At 72.4% G+C, this 17,156-nt stretch carries 15 protein-coding genes and 1 pseudogene; 11 read left to right on the top strand and 5 right to left on the bottom strand.

The window, feature by feature from the left end; translation table 11 throughout:
- The first annotated feature begins 20 nt into the window (after positions 1 to 20).
- Both ACOJV7_RS05330 and ACOJV7_RS05325 read left to right on the top strand, forming a co-directional pair.
- Positions 21 to 518, top strand: coding sequence for a hypothetical protein (locus ACOJV7_RS05330; protein ID WP_420189100.1), 498 nt, complete (start codon positions 21 to 23; stop codon positions 516 to 518).
- Between the two features lie 93 nt (positions 519 to 611).
- A pseudogene (locus tag ACOJV7_RS05325) lies at positions 612 to 999 on the top strand (DoxX family protein).
- Here ACOJV7_RS05325 and ACOJV7_RS05320 read toward each other — a convergent pair.
- Together ACOJV7_RS05320 and ACOJV7_RS05315 are read right to left on the bottom strand one after the other, a co-directional pair.
- Entirely contained in the window at positions 956 to 2,425 is a 1,470-nt protein-coding gene (locus tag ACOJV7_RS05320; RefSeq protein WP_420189099.1) for a hypothetical protein, read from the bottom strand. The pseudogene ACOJV7_RS05325 and the gene ACOJV7_RS05320 sit on opposite strands and share 44 nt — an antisense overlap.
- A gap of 5 nt (positions 2,426 to 2,430) precedes the next feature.
- A complete protein-coding gene (locus ACOJV7_RS05315) occupies positions 2,431 to 3,066 on the bottom strand; it encodes an ABC transporter ATP-binding protein (protein WP_420189098.1) in 636 nt (211 codons plus the stop codon).
- 185 nt (positions 3,067 to 3,251) lie between these two features.
- Here ACOJV7_RS05315 and ACOJV7_RS05310 point away from each other — a divergent pair, with 185 nt between their 5' ends.
- The 4 genes from ACOJV7_RS05310 to ACOJV7_RS05295 all read left to right on the top strand — a co-directional run bounded on the left by ACOJV7_RS05310 (position 3,252) and on the right by ACOJV7_RS05295 (position 7,630).
- On the top strand, positions 3,252 to 5,597 hold the full coding sequence (locus tag ACOJV7_RS05310; protein ID WP_420189097.1) for a DNA polymerase III subunit gamma and tau: 2,346 nt from the start codon (positions 3,252 to 3,254) through the stop codon (positions 5,595 to 5,597).
- A complete protein-coding gene (locus tag ACOJV7_RS05305) occupies positions 5,594 to 6,277 on the top strand; it encodes a lysophospholipid acyltransferase family protein (RefSeq protein ID WP_420189096.1) in 684 nt (227 codons plus the stop codon). Before ACOJV7_RS05310 ends, ACOJV7_RS05305 begins: the two co-directional genes overlap by 4 nt.
- Positions 6,278 to 6,432: 155 nt before the next feature.
- Entirely contained in the window at positions 6,433 to 7,032 is a 600-nt protein-coding gene (gene recR / locus ACOJV7_RS05300) for a recombination mediator RecR (RefSeq protein WP_035949011.1), read from the top strand.
- Positions 7,025 to 7,630, top strand: a complete 606-nt coding sequence (locus tag ACOJV7_RS05295) for a DUF5063 domain-containing protein (RefSeq protein ID WP_420189095.1) — start codon at positions 7,025 to 7,027, stop codon at positions 7,628 to 7,630. Before recR ends, ACOJV7_RS05295 begins: the two co-directional genes overlap by 8 nt.
- 171 nt (positions 7,631 to 7,801) lie before the next feature.
- Here ACOJV7_RS05295 and ACOJV7_RS05290 read toward each other — a convergent pair whose 3' ends face one another.
- Complete coding sequence (locus tag ACOJV7_RS05290; protein ID WP_420189094.1) at positions 7,802 to 8,965, bottom strand: ABC transporter permease; 1,164 nt, start codon at positions 8,963 to 8,965, stop codon at positions 7,802 to 7,804.
- Positions 8,962 to 9,894 carry an ABC transporter ATP-binding protein gene (locus ACOJV7_RS05285; protein WP_420189093.1) on the bottom strand — a complete coding sequence of 311 codons (933 nt, stop codon included), beginning with the start codon at positions 9,892 to 9,894 and terminating at the stop codon, positions 8,962 to 8,964. Before ACOJV7_RS05285 ends, ACOJV7_RS05290 begins: the two co-directional genes overlap by 4 nt.
- A gap of 91 nt (positions 9,895 to 9,985) precedes the next feature.
- Between ACOJV7_RS05285 and ACOJV7_RS05280 the strand changes: the two genes are divergently transcribed.
- The 5 genes from ACOJV7_RS05280 to ACOJV7_RS05260 all read left to right on the top strand — a co-directional run bounded on the left by ACOJV7_RS05280 (position 9,986) and on the right by ACOJV7_RS05260 (position 15,846).
- Positions 9,986 to 10,822, top strand: a complete 837-nt coding sequence (locus tag ACOJV7_RS05280; protein ID WP_420189092.1) for an arylamine N-acetyltransferase family protein — start codon at positions 9,986 to 9,988, stop codon at positions 10,820 to 10,822.
- A 129-nt stretch (positions 10,823 to 10,951) separates the two neighbouring features.
- Entirely contained in the window at positions 10,952 to 12,235 is a 1,284-nt protein-coding gene (locus tag ACOJV7_RS05275; protein ID WP_420189091.1) for an aspartate kinase, read from the top strand.
- 28 nt (positions 12,236 to 12,263) lie between these two features.
- A complete protein-coding gene (locus tag ACOJV7_RS05270; RefSeq protein WP_420189090.1) occupies positions 12,264 to 13,325 on the top strand; it encodes an aspartate-semialdehyde dehydrogenase in 1,062 nt (353 codons plus the stop codon).
- 254 nt (positions 13,326 to 13,579) lie between these two features.
- Positions 13,580 to 14,584 (top strand): LytR C-terminal domain-containing protein, encoded by a 1,005-nt coding sequence (locus ACOJV7_RS05265; protein WP_420189089.1) that lies wholly within the window; start codon positions 13,580 to 13,582, stop codon positions 14,582 to 14,584.
- Between the two features lie 62 nt (positions 14,585 to 14,646).
- Entirely contained in the window at positions 14,647 to 15,846 is a 1,200-nt protein-coding gene (locus tag ACOJV7_RS05260) for a pyrophosphate--fructose-6-phosphate 1-phosphotransferase (protein ID WP_420189088.1), read from the top strand.
- A 27-nt stretch (positions 15,847 to 15,873) separates the two neighbouring features.
- On the opposite strand, the gene ACOJV7_RS05255 is transcribed toward ACOJV7_RS05260, so the two are convergent.
- Positions 15,874 to 17,085 carry an oxygenase MpaB family protein gene (locus tag ACOJV7_RS05255; protein ID WP_420189087.1) on the bottom strand — a complete coding sequence of 404 codons (1,212 nt, stop codon included), beginning with the start codon at positions 17,083 to 17,085 and terminating at the stop codon, positions 15,874 to 15,876.
- Between the last annotated feature and the right edge of the window lie 71 nt (positions 17,086 to 17,156).

The raw sequence follows: 17,156 nt of genomic DNA, 5'->3' as shown, positions 1-17,156 counted from the left end.
AAACAGGAAGGAGGCAACACGTGGCAGTCGGACGTCAGATTCCCGTGTTCACGCACCCCGACGACGTCGGCCCGCTGGTCGACGAGATGAGTTCGACCCTGGATGCTCGCGTCCTGCCGTGGAAGTGGCTACATGCCGTGCCGCCGACGGCTGTGCCGGATGAGGCGGAGAGGTTCGCACTGCTGGCCCCGGCGCGAGGCTTGTCCGACATCCACCCGCGGCAAGTCCGCGGCCGAGAAGAATGGCTCGCCGATGCTGTGCGCGATCCCGTGGTCGAGTGGCGCCGATCACGGTTGGACGAGGGCTGCCTCTACGTCGGGCGCTTCTACTACGTTCCCGTAAGGGAGGACGGGAGCCCGAAGGACGACGCGTTCCTCGACTTCGCGACGAGCTTGTTCGGTTGGCTCAAGAGACACCTGCGCACGGTAGACATCGATGGTCGCCGGATCCTCAGCACCCCGACAGCAAGCCGGGCACGGGCGACCGACGCACTGAGCCTGTCTCTGATACCGAAGTGAGCCGCTCCGTGGGGGTCCCGCACGGCGACGCTTCTCCGCCGCGGGCCGGCGACGTTGTCGCAGAACCTCACCCGCCTCGCGCTCGGTGCGTTCATGACCGGCGCTGGCGTCCTGCACCTCACGACGGCACGCGAGGAGTTCCGCGCGCAGGTGCCGCACTGGGTGCCGGTCGACGAGGACCTCGTCGTGCTCGCGTCGGGGGTCGCCGAGGTCGGTCTCGGGGTGGCCCTGCTCGCGCTCCCGTCGCGGCGCCGGCTCACGGGTGTCGCGCTCGCCGCCTTCTACGTCGCGATCTTCCCGGGGAACGTCGCGCAGTGGGCCGAGGGCGTCGACGCGTTCGGCCTCGACACCCGACACCAAGAGGCTGGTGCGCCTCGCCTTCCAGCCGGTCCTCGTCGTCGCCGCGCTCTATGCCGCCGGCCTGCCCGAGGGTGGTCTCAGACGTCGCGGTGCGCGAGCGACTCCGACTGCACGCGGTTGAGCCCGGCATAGACCATCACCGCGGCCGCCACCCACGACGCGATGACGAGCAGCCCCGAGGTGGGCCAGTGGGTGATGCCCCAGACCATCCCGCCGACGAGCAGGGTGTCGAGGATGAGCGGCATCGCGAACCACAGCAGCACGCCCTGTGCGCTCGGGACGGCGTTGAAGCGGCTGGTCGGCGGACGGCCGCGGTAGGCCGCGAGCAGCATGCCGCCCGAGAGCACGATCGTCGCCATGACGAGCCAGGGCAGCGCCCCGCCCGCCGAGCCGCCCAGCAGCGTCGCGGCGACACATCCGACGACGGTCGTCAGTACGAGGTGCAGACCGCCGGGCACGAGCAGGTGCGTCGCGGCGGCACGCACGGGCGGTGAGCCGAAGAGCGCCGGGGTGCCCATGGTGTCGGCCTCGAGCCTCAGCCCCTCCGACAGCGCGCTGAACCCGAGGTGGCTGCACAGCGCCGCAACGAAGGCCACGAGCGGCGGGACGGCGTCGCTGGCGAGCGTGGCGCCGAGCGCCCACGCACTCGCGGCCGTGACGAGCAGGCCGACGACCGCCGACGCCGGCGCTCGTCGCAGGCCCAGGACATCACGGGCCACGAGCGTGAGGACGGGACCGCGGTGGCGCAGCCGGAGCGCGCGGCCGCGCGTCACTGGCCGCGCGGCCTCGAGCCGCACCGACCTCAGGTCACCGGCTTGGACACCGCCGACGATCCGGCCCGAGCGGGCCGCCTGGATCCGCAGGTCGGCGATCCCGAGACGTCGCACCTCCCGCTGCCACCACGGACCCCTTGCGGACGGCGGACGGGAACCGGGTCCCGGAGCCCCCGAGAACGTCCCCTTCTCGCCAGAGGTCGAGGGCGGAGCCGGAGGAAGGGGTGGCGAGAGCCGGGACTGGCCGACCAGCCACGCGGCGCCGACGACGCCACCCGCCGCCAGCCCGAGCAGGACGCCCGGCGCCGCCACCCACGCCGGTGCCACGCCCGCGCCCCACAGCGAGGCGCCGACGAGCACGCCGGCCATGAGCCCGCCGGCGAGCACGGCGAAGAGCGAGTAGCCGAACCACGGGCGCAGCGCGGCCCAGCGGTCGACCGACGAGACGACGACGTGGTCCACCCACGGGACGGGAGCGACGACCGGGCCGCGCACCCGTCCGGCCTCGCGCGCCACGACCGCGACCACCGCGACAACGACCAGCCCGAAGAGCACCGTCCACGGCGAGCGCAGGGCGTCGGCCATGCCCCCGCGGTCGCCCGCGATGACGAGCGCCCGCAGCACGGGGAAGCCGTAGAGGCCGACGAGGATGAAGGCGACGTAGGCGGCATACGCGACCTCCTTGCGCGCCGGACTGCCCTGCGGACCGTGGAGGACGTGGACGGTGTCGGCGAGGCGCTCGCGGTCGCTGGCCACGGAGGCGGCGGACGTCACGGTCCTCAGCCCTCGGCGGCGACGAGGTCGACGACGGCGTCGGCCACGCGCTCGGTGATCACCGGGTCGTGGCAGGCGAGGACGACGGTCGTGCCCGCGTCCCGGCGGGCCGCGACGAGCTCGGCGACGAGGGCCCGCTTGGCGGTGTCGAGCCGTTGCTCGGGCTCGTCGAGGACGAGCACGTCCGCCGGCCGGAAGAGCGTGAGCGCGACCCTGAAGAGCTGCGTCTGCCCCGACGAGAGCTCGTGCGGGAAGCGTCCGTCGAGCGCGCCGATGCCGACCGCCTCGAGGGAGGCGGCGACCCGCTCGTCGCACGTGTCGGCGTCGCCGCCCCAGGTCGCGTCGAGGAGGACGAGGTGGTCGCGCAGGGTGAGGTCGCGGTAGGTCGCCGGCGGGCCGACAAGGGCGGCCACGGCCGCGCGCACCCCGGGGTCGCGCTCGTCGGCGACGTGCTCGCCGACGTGGGCGGTGCCGGTCGAGGCGGGCATCGCCCCGATGAGGATGCGCAGCAGGGTCGTCTTGCCCGAGCCGTTGGGGCCGCGCAGGACGAGGCACGAGCCGCTCGGCGCGGTGACCGACACCGGGGCGAGCAGCGTCGCCGGTCCGATCACCTTGGACACGTCCTGCGCCCTGACCTCCATGCCGGTCACGCTAGTTGGCGCCGCAGACGCGCCGCCCACCGGAGGGAACGTTGAGCCTCAGGAGGCAACATTTCCCTCCGTATGGTGCAGCTTCCCTCATGGGGAGCAAAAGCTGGGGTGAGAGGTCAGGGGAGCTCGCCCACGCGGCATACCGGCTGTCCTCCGTGCCGACTAGGTTGGTCGCCGTGAGCACCGCCCTCTACCGCCGCTACCGCCCCGAGACGTTCGCCGACGTCATCGCTCAGGAGCACGTGACCGAGCCGCTCATGCAGGCTCTGCGCACCGGGCGGGTCAACCACGCCTACCTCTTCAGCGGTCCGCGCGGCTGCGGCAAGACGACGAGCGCACGCATCCTCGCCCGCTGCCTCAACTGCGAGCAGGGACCCACGGACACCCCGTGCGGCGAGTGCGACTCGTGCGTCGCCCTGGCCCGCGGGGGCGCCGGCACCGTCGACGTCATCGAGATCGACGCGGCCAGCCACGGTGGTGTCGACGACGCCCGTGACCTCCGCGAACGCGCGTCCTACGGCCCGGCCCAGAGCCGCTACAAGATCTACATCATCGACGAGGCGCACATGGTGACGCCGCAGGGCTTCAACGCGCTGCTCAAGATCGTCGAGGAGCCGCCCGAGCACGTGAAGTTCATCTTCGCGACGACCGAACCCGAGAAGGTCATCGGCACGATCCGCTCGCGCACCCACCACTACCCGTTCCGCCTGGTGCCCCCCGGCCAGCTCTCCGACTACATGGAGCGGCTCTGCGTCGCCGAGGAGGTCTTCGTCGCGCCGGGCGTGCTGTCGTTCGTCGTGCGTGCCGGTGGCGGGTCGGTGCGTGACTCGCTCTCCGTGCTCGACCAGCTCATCGCGGGCTCCGGGCCCGACGGGCTCACCTACGAGTCGGCCGCCTCGCTGCTCGGGTTCACCGACGGCGAGCTGCTCGACGCGGCGATCGACGCGTTCGGTGCCGGTGACGGTGCCGGGGCGTTCTCGGCGATCGAGCGCGTCATCGAGTCCGGGCTCGACCCGCGGCGCTTCATCGAGGACCTGCTCGAGCGGCTGCGCGACCTCATCGTCGTCGCCGCCGTGCCCGACGGGGCGTCGGCGGTGCTGCGCGCCCTCCCACCCGACCAGCTCGAGCGGATGCGCCAGCAGGCGGCGGCGTTCGGCAACGGCGCCCTCTCCCGGGCCGCCGACATCGTCAACGCCGGCCTCACCGAGATGACCGGCGCGACCGCGCCGCGTCTCCAGCTCGAGCTCATCGCCGCCCGCATCCTGCTGCCGGCCGCTGCCGGTGAGACCGGGTATGCCGCGCGCCTCGACCGCCTCGAACGTCGCCTCGACGTCGGTGGGGTCCCGAGCGGGGCCTCGTCCTCGGCGCCGTCGGCACCGGTCGAGCGACCGGCCGTTCCGACCCAGCCGGCACCCGTTGCACCGTCTCCCGTCTCGCAGGCTCCCGTGGCGCCGGCGCCGACCACGCCTGCTCCGGTCGCACCGACGCCCGACACGGCCGCGCCCGCCGCGTCCACACCCGCTGCGCCGGTGGCGCCCCGGGTCCAGCCGTCGGTCGTGCCGGACCAGCAGCCGCAGCATGGCGGCGCCCCGGTCGTGATGCCCGTCGTGCCGGAGCCGGTCACGCCCCGGCCGGCACACCACGACGACGAGCCGCCGCCGGAGTACGACGGGCCCGAGGAGCCGGAGTTCCTCGAGCCCGCCCCGCCCCAGCACCACGGCCGGGGCACTCAGTCCGCTTCACCACAGTCCCCGCAGCAGGATGCCTCGCCCGCTGGCGGCGCTCCCACGCGTGCGCCGAGTGGGCTCGACACCGCCGCCATCCGCAGGTCCTGGCCCGACATCCTCGCCAAGGTCTTCGAGCTGCGCCGGACGACATGGACCTTCGTCTCCGAGCACGCCCAGGTCCTCGACTACGACGGCGAACGGCTGCTCCTCGGCATCGCGACGACGGGTCTGGCCAACACCTTCCGACGTGGGCCGCACGCGACCTACGTCCAGCAGGCCCTCATCGACGTGCTCGGCATCGACGCCAAGGTCGAGGGCGTGCCGGCCGACGGCTCCGCGATCGGTGGGACGGTGGGCGTGCCGACCATCGACCCCAACCGCCCCGAGCCCGTGCCCCAGTCGCAGCCCGAGCGCCCGGCCGCCCCGCAGCAGTCCGCCCAGGCCCGGGCCGAGGCCAACGGTGCAGCCGCGCGGGACGCGACGGACCGCGGAGGCGAGCCGACGGCATACGTGCCGAGCCAGCCGGGCCAGAAGCAGCCCGACTGGGGCAGCGGTGCCGACGGGAGCGGCGCCGCGCCCGCGTGGGCGACCTCGGACGGGTCCGACGCGCCGGTGAGCCCGTTCGCCCGGGCGCGTGAGGCCGTGGCAGCGGAGCCGGACCCCGATGAGACGCCTGTCGCCGATGACTCCGCGATCAGCGACGATGACGAGGACATCGAGGGCCTCGGCGAGGTCGGTGTCCCCGTCGTGGAGCGAGTCCTGGGCGGGAAGGTCATCTCCGAAGAGGACGCATGAGCACCTACTACTGGGTCAGCCGCACCGCGGTGATGTCCCTGGCCCACGCGATCTGGCGTCCCACGATCCTCGGCAAGGACAACGTGCCCAGAACCGGTGGGGTGCTCCTCGCGAGCAACCACCTGTCGTTCATCGACTCGTTCGCCATCCCGGTGGCCGCGCCTCGCAAGGTCTCGTTCCTCGCCAAGTCCGAGTACTTCACCGGCACGGGCGTGCGCGGCCGCTTCGTGCGCGGGTTCATGGAGTCCGGCGACGCCATCCCGGTCGACCGCGACAGCTCGAGCAACGCCAAGGACTCGCTGGACCTCGCGCTCGAGGTGCTGCGGGCGGGCAAGGCCTTCGGCATCTATCCCGAGGGCACACGCTCGCGCGACGGCCGGCTCTACCGCGGCCGCACCGGGGTCGCGTTCCTCTCGCTCACCGCCGGAGTGCCGGTCGTGCCGGTGGGGCTCATCGGCACCGACAAGGTCCAGCCGGTGGGTGCCCGCGGCCTCAGGCTGGCCGACGTCACCGTCGCCTTCGGGTCACCGATCCAGCCGTCCGCGTATGCCGGCCTGCCTGCCGGCCGCGCCCGTCGCCAGCTCACCGACGACGTCATGGACGCCATCGCCGCCCTCACCGGGCAGGAGCGAGCCGACACCTACAACGAGCGCCCCGCGAGCGACAACCCCGACGACTGACCCGCCCCCCCGCCCGCCGCAGCTTGTGCTCCCCATGAGGGAACCTTGCGGGTCCGGAGGGAAATGTTCCGTCCGCACGCTCAACCTTCCCTCCGTATGCCGTGACCCTCGTGCGGCAGGCGGCCGCCGGGTGCGCCGTGGCCTAGGCTCGGGGTGTGTACGAAGGCGCAGTGCAGGACCTCATCGACGAACTCGGCCGACTTCCGGGCGTGGGGCCCAAGAGCGCGCAGCGCATCGCCTTCCACCTGCTCCAGTCCGACGCCGTCGACGTCCAGCGGCTCACCGACGCCCTGACCCAGGTCAAGGCCAAGGTCCGCTTCTGCGTGACCTGCCACAACATCGCCGAGTCCGAGCAGTGCCGGATCTGCGCCGACCCGCGTCGCGACGCCACGAGCATCTGCGTCGTCGAGGAGCCCAAGGACGTCGTCGCCATCGAGCGGACGCGTGAGTTCCGTGGCCGCTACCACGTGCTCGGCGGCGCGATCAGCCCCATCGACGGCATCGGCCCCGACGACCTCACCTTCCGCGAGCTCATGACCCGGCTCGCGAGCGGCGAGGTCACCGAGATCATCATCGCCACCGACCCCAACCTCGAGGGGGAGGCGACGGCGAGCTACCTCGCCCGCTTCCTCAAGGGCATGGACATCAAGGTCACGCGCCTCGCGTCCGGGCTGCCGGTCGGTGGTGACCTCGAGTACGCCGACGAGGTGACGCTCGGCCGCGCCTTCGAGGGGCGGAGGTTGCTCGATGCCTGACGAGCAGACCGGCGGGGCTTTCGCCGAGGAGGAGGCCGCGGACACGCTGTCCGACCTCCGGGCGCTCGCGGCCGACTCGGCCTTCGAGGCCCGCACCTACCTCACCACCATCACCGACATCGCCTCCGGCGCGAACCCCGCCGCCGCGCTCCCGCTCGGCCTCCTCGCCCTCTCACAGGTGCTCGTCATGGGCGCGCGCCTCGGTGCGATCGAGGACATCGTCCCCGAGGACCGCTTCGAGGTGGACCCGGGCCCCGACGTCGAGCTCGACCCGCTGCGCGAGAGCCTCACCAACCTCCTCGAGGGTCTCGACGAGTACGCCGACGTCGTCGACCCGGTCACCGAGCCCGAGCTGACGACCGGGTCGATCGCCAACGACCTCACCGTCGTCGCCTCCGCGCTCGCCCATGGCCTGCGCCACCACGACGAGGGACGGATTCTCGAGGCGCTGTGGTGGTGGCAGTTCAGCTACCTCTCCGACTGGGGTGAGCGCGCGGCGAGCGCCCTGCGGGTCCTCCAGGCCCTCCTCGCCCACGTGCGGCTCGACGCCGACGCCGATGCGGTCTCAGAGGCGGAGTTCGACGCGCTCCACCCCTGACCCCTCCGGGGCCCCGCCGGGACCCTGCCGGGCGAACGAGAGGTGGGACGCCGTCCGCGACCTCTTCGCCCGGCGAGCTCGGACATCGCAGCGCCAAGGAAGCCCTGCGAGGTCCGAGCAACCCACGTCCGGCGGCGGGTCCCACGCTCTGCGTGGGCATCTCGTGACCGGTCAGGCGATGCGGGTGCCGCTCGGCAGGCGGCGCACCGGCGTGCGCACCCGCTGCTCGGCGACGGCGATCGAGACCAGCCCGAGCGACACGAGGAAGGCGAGCCCCCACGGCCACACCGGGTTCGCGTCGCGCCGGGCCCGGTCGGCGGCCTCCTGCGCCCTCTCGCGTGCCTCGAACGCCGCATCGCTCGCCGCGCCGTCCCCGACGGCGGCGCCCGCCTCCGGCAGCCACGAGCACTCGTCACGCACCACGCCGCCGCCGCCGGGCCCGGACTTCGCGTCCCGGGCGCCGTCGCTGATCCAGCGCATCGGGGTGAACCCGCCGGTGAACGTCCCCGTCTCCGCGAGGCGTGACGGCGCGGCGTCGGCGACGACGACGAACGGGTTGACCGCGAGCAGCGGCCAGAGCCGGTCGGTGCGCGAGACCTCCTCGGTCCGGGTGAACTCCTCGCAGTCGGCCTGCGTCGGCTGGGGCACGCCACCATCGGGCCCCGGCCCGGACGTCACCGGCGGCTCGACCGACGACGCCCAGTAGCTCTCCGGCACGCCGTTCACCCGCACGGTCACGGTGTCGGTGAGGAGCACCGCCGTGAGGAGGAAGCCGATGAGCGTCCCGAAGACGAGGGCCGCCAGGGAGAGGTAGGTGAGCACCGCCGACGCGACCGGTCGGGCCGTGAGGGTCGAGAACATGAGCCCGACGGCGGCGACGACGGCGAGGACGACGACGAGCACGAGCAGCGAGAGCAGGATCCGCCCGAACGAGAGCCCGCCCGCCACCCAGGCCCACGTGAGGAACGGCAGCGCCGTCGCGAGGAAGCACATCGAGACGACCCATGATGCGAGCAGCTTGCCGAGGACGAGCTCCCACGACGTGACGAGCGTCGTCTGCAGGGTGGCGAGCACACCGTGCTCCCGGTCGCCGTTGACCGTGGTCGCGGTGAGCGAGGGCACGACGAGCATCCCGAGCATGAGCACGAAGAACGTCGTCACGTCATAGAGCGAGGGTCCGGAGGCGAACTCCGCCTCGCGCACCGCCCGCCACGACGCGAACGTCACGAGCGCGATGACGACGAACCACGCACCGAGCACGAGCGGCCAGCGTGACGTCCTCCGCCGCTGCACGAGCTCGAGCCGGGCCACCGTCCACAACCGCCGCGCGTTCACTGCCGGTCCTCCGTCGCCGCGAGGTAGGCCGCTTCCATCTCACCGTGGAGCGGTGCGTATGCCGTGACGCGCGCCCCGCTGCCACCGAGCCTCTCGAGGAGCTCGGCCGCGTCGGTGTCGCCACCGAGCTCGACGTCGACGGCCGTGCCGGCGCCGCGCCAGGACAGCCCTGCCTCCCCCAGGAAGGCCACGAGGCGCTCGCGGTCGAGCGCCGAGATCCGCCACGTCCGCGAGACCGGAGCCGCGCCGTCCACCGACTGGGTCTCGACAGTGCGCCCGCGCGAGACGATGACGGCACGGTCGGCCATCTCCTGCAGCTCGGTGAGGATGTGGCTCGAGACGAGCACGGTCGTGCCGGCGGCGGCGAGACCGCGCACGAGGTCGCGCAGCTCGATGCGGCTGCGCGGGTCGAGGCCGGAGGCGGGCTCGTCGAGCAGGAGCGTCGTCGGCCGGTGGAGCAGCGCACGAGCCATGCCGAGCCGCTGCTTCTGGCCGCGCGAGAGGACCCGGGCCCGACGGTCGGCGAGGTCGGCCAGGTGCACCTGCTCGAGCACCTCGTCGGTCCGCGCCCGCGCCTCCCCGGCCGGCAGGTCGTACGCCGCACCGATCGTGTGGAGCACCTCGCGCACCGTGAGGGCGTCCCACGTCCCGAACCCGTCGGGCATCCAGCCGATGCGGCGGCGCACCTCACGGGGCTCGTCGACCGGCGAGAACCCGTCGATGGTGATGGACCCGCGGTCGGGCACGAGCAGCGTCGCGAGCATGAGCAGCAGGGTCGTCTTGCCGGCGCCGTTGGGCCCGATGAGCGCGGTGACCTCGCCCGGCCGCGCCACGAGCGAGATGTCGTCGACGGCGACGACGTCGCCGAAGGCCCGGTGCACCCCGGTCACGACGATCCCGCCGGCGGCCCCTGCCCCATCGGAACTCATGCCGAGCACAGTAGGGGGCGAGACGGCATACGGCAGGGACTTCGGCGACGATGCTGGATCTCGGGTGCGCCTGAGGTGGTGGAATCGGCGCATGAGCGACCCGTGGACCGTCGACCGCCTCGACCTCGACGCCTACCTCGCGCGCACAGGCGCCGCCGTGGAGGCACCGGGCGTCGACGCGCTCGCACGGCTCCAGCTCGCGCACGCGCTGACGTTCCCCTTCGACAACCTCGACGTCCTCCTCGGCACCCACCCGGGCGTCGGCCTCGAGTCGGTGCAGGAGAAGTTCGTCGGCCGCGGACGCGGCGGCTACTGCTTCGAGCACGCAACCCTCTTCGGTGCCGTCCTCGAACGACTCGGGTATGCCGTGACCCGTCACCTCGGTCGCGTGGGCGACGTCGCGACGACCCCGCGCACCCACCTCGTCCTCGTGGTCGACCTCGACGGTCAGCGACTCCTCGTCGACCCCGGCATCGGCCGTCCGCCGCTCGGCCCCGTCCCGCTCGTCGACGGGGGAGAGGTCGTGTGGGGCGGCTGGCGGCACCGCGTGCGCGACGTCGGCGCCGGCTCGTGGGCGCTCGACCGACTCGTGCACGGGGAGTGGGAGTACATGCACACGGCGGATGCGCTGCCGGTGCAGCCCGTCGACGTCGAGATGGGGCACCACTGGACGAGCACCCACCCGCGCACCCACTTCCGGTCGACCCTCATGTGCACGCGCTACGCCACCGACGACGACGGCGGGTCGCGGGTCACGACGCTCAGCCTCGACGGTGTCTCGGTGCGCCGCCCCGACCGGCCGACCGAGCACGCCGACCTCCGTGAGGTCTCGGTGCCCGACGTCCTCGACGACCTCGGCGCCCACCTCACACCGGCCGAGGTCGACCGGCTGCAGGTCGTGGTCGCCGACCTCCTCGCGGCCCGCTGAGGCCGCGCGGGCGGAGGTGAGGTGGCAGCGGGCGGTGACGGGCCGGCATACGGGCGTGGGTCCGGCCGGTCGGGCACGTCGTTAGACTCGCTGCCGACCAGACTCCGCGACCACCGCAGGGGAGTACCCGTGCCCATCGTCGTCCAGAAGTACGGCGGCTCCTCGCTCGCCGATGCCGAGAGCATCAAGCGGGTCGCCCGACGGATCGCCGAGACGCGCAAGGCCGGCAACGAGGTCGTCGTCGCCGTCTCCGCGATGGGTGACTCGACCGACGAGCTGCTCGACCTCGCCCAGGACGTCAGCCCACTGCCGCCGCCGCGCGAGCTCGACATGCTCATGACGGCTGGCGAGCGGATCAGCATGGCGCTCGTCGCGATGGCGATCCACGACCTCGGCATCAGCGCGCGCTCGTTCACCGGGAGCCAGGCCGGTGTCATCACCGACGAGGTGCACGGCAAGGCCAAGATCATCGACGTCACCCCGGGCCGCATCAGCGAGGCGCTGGACAAGGGCCACGTCGTCATCGTCGCCGGCTTCCAGGGCGTGAGCCAGACGACCAAGGAGATCACCACCCTCGGTCGCGGCGGCACCGACACGACCGCCGTCGCGCTCGCGGCCGCGCTGGGGGCCGACGTGTGCGAGATCTACACCGACGTCGACGGCGTCTTCACCGCCGACCCGCGCATCGTGCCCAAGGCCCGCAAGATCGACCGCATCTCCGCGGAGGAGATGCTCGAGCTCGCCGCCTGCGGCTCCAAGGTGCTGCACCTGCGCAGCGTCGAGTACGCCCGCCGCTACGACATCCCGATCCACGTCCGGTCCTCCTTCACGCCGAAGGAGGGCACGATCGTCACCGACCAGCCCGGACAGCAGGGCCCCGAAGGAGAAGCCGTGGAAGCCCCGATCATCGCCGGCGTCGCGCACGACCGCAGCGAGGCCAAGATCACCGTCGTCGGTGTCCCGGACCAGAAGGGCAAGGCGGCCGAGATCTTCCAGGCTGTCGCCGCGTCCGAGGCCAACATCGACATGATCGTCCAGAACGTCTCGGCCACCGACACGGGCCTCACCGACATCTCCTTCACGCTGCCCAAGACCGACGGGCAGGGCGCCATGGAGGCGCTCACCGCCATCCAGGCCGCGGTCGGGTTCAGCGGCCTGCAGTACGACGACCAGATTGGCAAGCTCTCGCTCGTCGGCGCCGGCATGCGCTCCAACCCGGGTGTCTCCGCGACCTTCTTCCGCGCGCTGGCGGACGCGGGCGTCAACATCGAGATGATCTCGACCTCCGAGATCCGGATCTCGGTGGTGACCCGCAGCGAGCTCCTCGACGACGCCGTCCGGGCCGTGCACACCGCCTTCGGCCTCGACTCCGAGGACGGCGAGGCGGTCGTCTACGCCGGCACGGGCCGCTGAGCCGCGCCGCAACCGAGCCAGGAGCACCGTGACACCACCTGCGCCCACCCTCGCCATCGTCGGGGCCACCGGCGCCGTCGGCACCGTCGTCCGTGACGTCCTTCCCGTACGCCGCCACGTCTGGGGCGACGTCCGCCTCGCCGCCGGTGCCGAGGACGTCGGTTCCGTATGCCGTGTGGCCGGCGAAGAGCTCACCATCGAGGCCCTGACCCCCGAGTTCTTCGACGGCGTGGACATCGCCGTCGTCGACATCCCGCCGGAGATCTCCGCCGAGTGGGCCGGTGTGGCCGTCGAGCGCGGTGCCGTCGTCATCGACAACAGCCCGACCTTCCGGCGCGACCCGCAGGTGCCGCTCGTCGTCCCCGAGATCAACCCCGAGGCAGTGAGCGAGCGCCCCCGCGGCATCATCGCCAACCCCGGCGCCACCGTCATGACGATGATCGACGTGCTCGCCGTGCTCCACGCCCAGTGGGAGCTCACCGAGCTCGTCGTCACGAGCTTCCAGGCCGCCTCCGGGCTCGGGCGCGCGGGCATGTCGCGCCTCCACGACGAGATGGCTGTCGTCGGTGGCAAGCGCGAGCTCGGGATGAGCCCGGGCGACGTGCGCCGGACCATCGAGCACGAGCTCGGGCCCAGCCTCTTCGGCGGGCCCCTCGCGCTCAACGTCCTCCCCTTCGCGGGCTCGCACGTCGGCGACGGCTGGAGCTCGGAGGAGTCCAAGATCCGTCAGGAGACGCGCAAGATCCTCGGCATGCCCGACCTGCGCGTCTCGGCGACGTGCGTGCGCGTCCCCGTGGTCTCGACGCACTCGGTGTCGGTGCACGCGACCTTCGCCAAGTCGATCCAGGTCGACAAGGCCCGTCAGGCGCTCGTCGAGGCACCGGCCGTCGTCGTCATGGACGACCCCGAGAACGGCGACTTCCCGACGCCGGTCGACATCGTCGGCGCGGACCCGCGGTTCGTCGGACGCATGCGGCAGGCCATCGACTTCCCACGGACGCTCGACCTCTTCGTCTGCGGCGACAACCTGCGCAAGGGCGCGGCGCTCAACATGCTCCAGACGGCCGAGCTCGTCGCCGCCACCCTCTGAGGGCCGGGCGGTCGTCTGGGCGAGCAGCGCTGCGCCCCAGGCATTCTCGCGAGCCTTGACCCGGGCGTGACCTGCCGGTCAGACAGGGGTCACCTCGACGTGCCATGGTGCGCCTGCCGGGGCGGAAGGGGTGCTCCGGTCTCGGGTTGGTGACGAAGTGGGCGTGTTACGCATGTGACTGCTGTGACTCGTGGTGAAATCTGCGTACGGCGTCGGGAAGTGGCGTCGTACGGGTCGACTGGGAAGGAGTGGCCGTGTTCGGGAGCAGGAGGTCGTCGTCGGGTTCGTCGTCCGAGCCCACGTCGCTGAGCTCACGGACCGGTCACGCCGCCCGTGACCTCGCCCGCCGCGGGCTGGGCCTCACGCGGGACACGGTCCACCGCGAGCTCCTCGAGCGCGCCCGCACCCAGGAGGAGCTGACCGACGACCAGATCTGGCGTCGCTACCAGTTCCGCCACCTCGCCGCCTTCATCACCATCCCGGCACTCCTGCTCGGCACCGCGAGCATCGCCACGGCATACGGCACGGGCCTCATGTCGAGCGAGCCGGCCGCGCCGGCCTGCGAGCCGGTCAAGGTGCTCGCGCCGGCGACGGGGTCGTTCCACGTCAAGGTGCTCAACACCTCGGGCCAGAACGGCGCCGCGCACCAGGTGGCCAAGGACCTCACCCGCCGTGGGTTCACCGTCGTCGAGGCCTCGACCGCCCCCCGCACCCTCTATGTCAAGGCGCCGGTGCGGATCTACCACGGCAAGGACGGGCTCGACCAGGCCCTCCTCGCCGCCCAGAACGTCGACGGAGCCGAGCTCGAGTTCGACGGGCGCGCGGGCACCTCCATCTCCTTCGTCCTCGGCGCCGACTGGGCCGGCCTGCTCCCCGGCCCGCCGCCGAAGCCGCCGGCCAAGAGCTCCTACACGGTCAACGTCTACAACGCGACGTGGAAGCCCGGCCTCGCCAAGGCGGCGATGGCCGAGCTCACCGCCCGCGGGTTCAAGGGCGGCAAGCAGGGCAACGACCCCGACCAGTCCTTCCTGCCCAACGATGTCGCCGTCATCCGCCACGGACCCGACGCCGACCTCGCCGCAGCGCAGGTGGCCCGGCAGATCAAGGGCGCCGTCCTGCGCGAGGTCCCGCGCGACAACATGGTCATCGACGTCGTGCTCGGCAACCTCTTCGAGGAGGTCACGCCGGCCGCCGAGCTCCCGAAGCCGGCCGCGGTCCGCAAGGACCCGCCGCCGACGGTCATGCGCCCCTGCGACTGACGGGCGTCCACGGTTCGGTCACTCAATGACTGTGCTGCCGGTCACACTGAGAGACTGGGGCCATGGCTGTCCAGACCGTTGCCCTGCTCACCGCCGGTGGCCTCGCGCCCTGTCTCTCGTCCGCCGTCGGCGGGCTGATCGAGCGCTACACCGAGATCGCTCCCGACGTGCGGATCATCGCCTACCAGAACGGGTATGCCGGCCTCCTCACCGGCCGCTCGGTCGAGGTGACGCCCGAGGTGCGTGAGGGTGCCGCACTGCTCCACCGCTTCGGTGGCTCACCGATCGGCAACAGCCGGGTCAAGCTCACCAACGTCGCCGACTGCGTCAAGCGCGGCCTCGTGCAGGAGGGTCAGGACCCGCTGCACGTCGCCGCCGAGCAGCTCACCGCGGACGGCGTCGACGTGCTCCACACCATCGGTGGCGACGACACCAACACCACCGCGGCCGACCTCGCGGCCTACCTCGCGAGCAACGACTACCCACTCACGGTCGTCGGACTGCCCAAGACGATCGACAACGACGTCATCCCGATCCGCCAGTCCCTCGGTGCGTGGACGGCCGCCGAGCAGGGCGCGCTCTTCGCCCGCAACGTCCTCGCCGAGCACTCCTCGAACCCGCGGATGCTCATCATCCACGAGGTCATGGGCCGTCACTGCGGCTGGCTCACCGCCGAGACCGCCCGCCGCCACCACGCGTGGGTGGCCGAGCAGGAGTGGCTGCCCGGCATCGGGCTCGACTCCCGCCGCTGGGACGTCCACGCCGTCTTCGTGCCCGAGTCACCGATCGACCTCGCCGGTGAGAGTGCGCGGCTCAGGGCGGTCATGGACGAGATCGGCTGCGTCAACATCTTCCTCTCCGAAGGCGCCGGCGTGAGCGAGGTCGTCGCTGAGCTCGAGGCCGCGGGCCAGGAGGTGCCGGTCGACCCGTTCGGTCACGTCCAGCTCGACAAGGTCAATCCGGGTGCGTGGTTCGGCAAGCAGTTCGCCGAGCGGCTCGGCGCCGAGAAGGTCATGGTGCAGAAGTCCGGCTACTTCTCGAGGTCGGCCGCGGCCAACGACGAGGACCTCGCGCTCATCCGTCGCTGCACCGACTACGCCGTCGACGCCGCCCTGCGGGGCGAGTCGGGCGTCGTCGGCGAGGACGAGGAGCGTGGCGACGAGCTGCGGGCCGTCGAGTTCCCCCGGATCGCCGGCGGCAAGGCCTTCGACGCCTCGGTGCCGTGGTTCACCGAGCTGCGCGAGTCGGTCGGTCAGGTCTGACCCGAGCAGGACGCCATCTCGTGCGCGTCACACGCGGACACGGGCGGGGTGCGGCGCACCCGACGACGGGGAGTCGTCGACCATCTCGTGGGTCACCCCGTAGGTCGTGCGCAGCCGCACGTCCTGCCGGTCGACGTAGGCGTCACCGCGACGGCGCCGCCACTCGACGAGCGCGGGCGAGTGGTCCATCGCCCGGTTGAGCACACCGAGCGGTCGGCCGAGCGCGGCGACGACGGGCCCCACCTTGGAGGGCGGCACCCCCAGGTCGTCGGCGATGTCGTCGCCGAGGAAGAGCCGCTCGAGGCCGTGCACGGTGGTGGGCGACCACCGTCGCAGTGGTCCGAGGAGGAGGTCGAGCTCGGGCACGAGGAACTCGGCGTTGATGCCGCGCACGAGCGCCCGGCAGAAGTCCTCGACGGGCGGACGCGTCAGGAGGTGCAGCTCCTCGAGGGCCTCCTGGTCGGCCTGCGTCGCGGGCAACAGCTCGGGAGCGATGCCGAGCAGGTATCCGATGTAGCGCCACCGCGCGTAGTGGCCGTCGGCGATCTCATGGGGGCGGAAGTGCACCCCGACGCGGGCCAGCGCCCGGATGACGATGAGGCAGAACTCGTCGACGGTGTAGGCGAGGTGGGCCTGCGAGATCGGCTCGCCCCAGGCGTCGAGGTCCCAGGCCGGGTCGTCACGGAGGTGGCGGCGCACGAAGGCGTGGATCATCCGCACACGGACGGTGCGCTCGAAGCCGGGGGAGAACCGGTGCAACCCACCGGGTCTCGTGACGGCACGGAGCCACGTGGCGACCTCGATGGTGCGCATCCCGGCGCTCTCGACGTAGCGGCCGGTCATCTCCAGCGGACGCGAGGCGGTCGGGTTCGCATAGCCCACGAGGAGTGAGGCCGCGCCGAGGACGATGCCGGTCTCGCGGCTGTAGCGCGCGAGGTCGCGGACCCCCGCGTCGATCGCGGGCAGGTCGACCCACTCGGGCACGTCGTCGAGCTGCGCGAAGAGGGCGACGAGGCTCTCTGGCGCGTCGGGCACCGCGTCGATGCCCTCGGCGAGCGCCTGCCGCAACAGCCGCATGAAGCGACCACGACCGATGCGGGTCGCCTCGTCCGCGCAGGCGTCCGCGAGCGGGTCGCCGACCCACATGCCGGCGAGGTAGGCCGAGCCGAGGGCGCCGTGGAGGGCGACCGCCTCGGCCGCGTTGCGCACGCTCGTGGGCGGGTCGGCGCGCTGGGCCATCCTTCGAGGGTAGGAGCAGGCGGGCCGCCTGTCCGACCGATGACGAACCACGGACCGGCAGACGTCCCCCC

This window comes from Knoellia tibetensis (assembly GCF_048606415.1).
Taxonomy (GTDB): domain Bacteria; phylum Actinomycetota; class Actinomycetes; order Actinomycetales; family Dermatophilaceae; genus Knoellia; species Knoellia tibetensis.
The sequence above is the reverse complement of the archived record's forward strand: the minus strand, read 5'-3'. Positions and strand labels throughout refer to the sequence as shown.

What these genes read in the sequence shown, in the direction of transcription:
- ACOJV7_RS05315 (WP_420189098.1), bottom strand. Translation starts at nt 3,066, where the DNA reads ATGGAGGTCAGGGCGCAGGACGTGTCCAAGGTGATCGGACCGGCGACG.
- ACOJV7_RS05305 (WP_420189096.1), top strand. Translation starts at nt 5,594, where the DNA reads ATGAGCACCTACTACTGGGTCAGCCGCACCGCGGTGATGTCCCTGGCC.
- ACOJV7_RS05295 (WP_420189095.1), top strand. Translation starts at nt 7,025, where the DNA reads ATGCCTGACGAGCAGACCGGCGGGGCTTTCGCCGAGGAGGAGGCCGCG.
- ACOJV7_RS05285 (WP_420189093.1), bottom strand. Translation starts at nt 9,894, where the DNA reads ATGAGTTCCGATGGGGCAGGGGCCGCCGGCGGGATCGTCGTGACCGGG.
- ACOJV7_RS05280 (WP_420189092.1), top strand. Translation starts at nt 9,986, where the DNA reads ATGAGCGACCCGTGGACCGTCGACCGCCTCGACCTCGACGCCTACCTC.
- ACOJV7_RS05260 (WP_420189088.1), top strand. Translation starts at nt 14,647, where the DNA reads ATGGCTGTCCAGACCGTTGCCCTGCTCACCGCCGGTGGCCTCGCGCCC.
- ACOJV7_RS05255 (WP_420189087.1), bottom strand. Translation starts at nt 17,085, where the DNA reads ATGGCCCAGCGCGCCGACCCGCCCACGAGCGTGCGCAACGCGGCCGAG.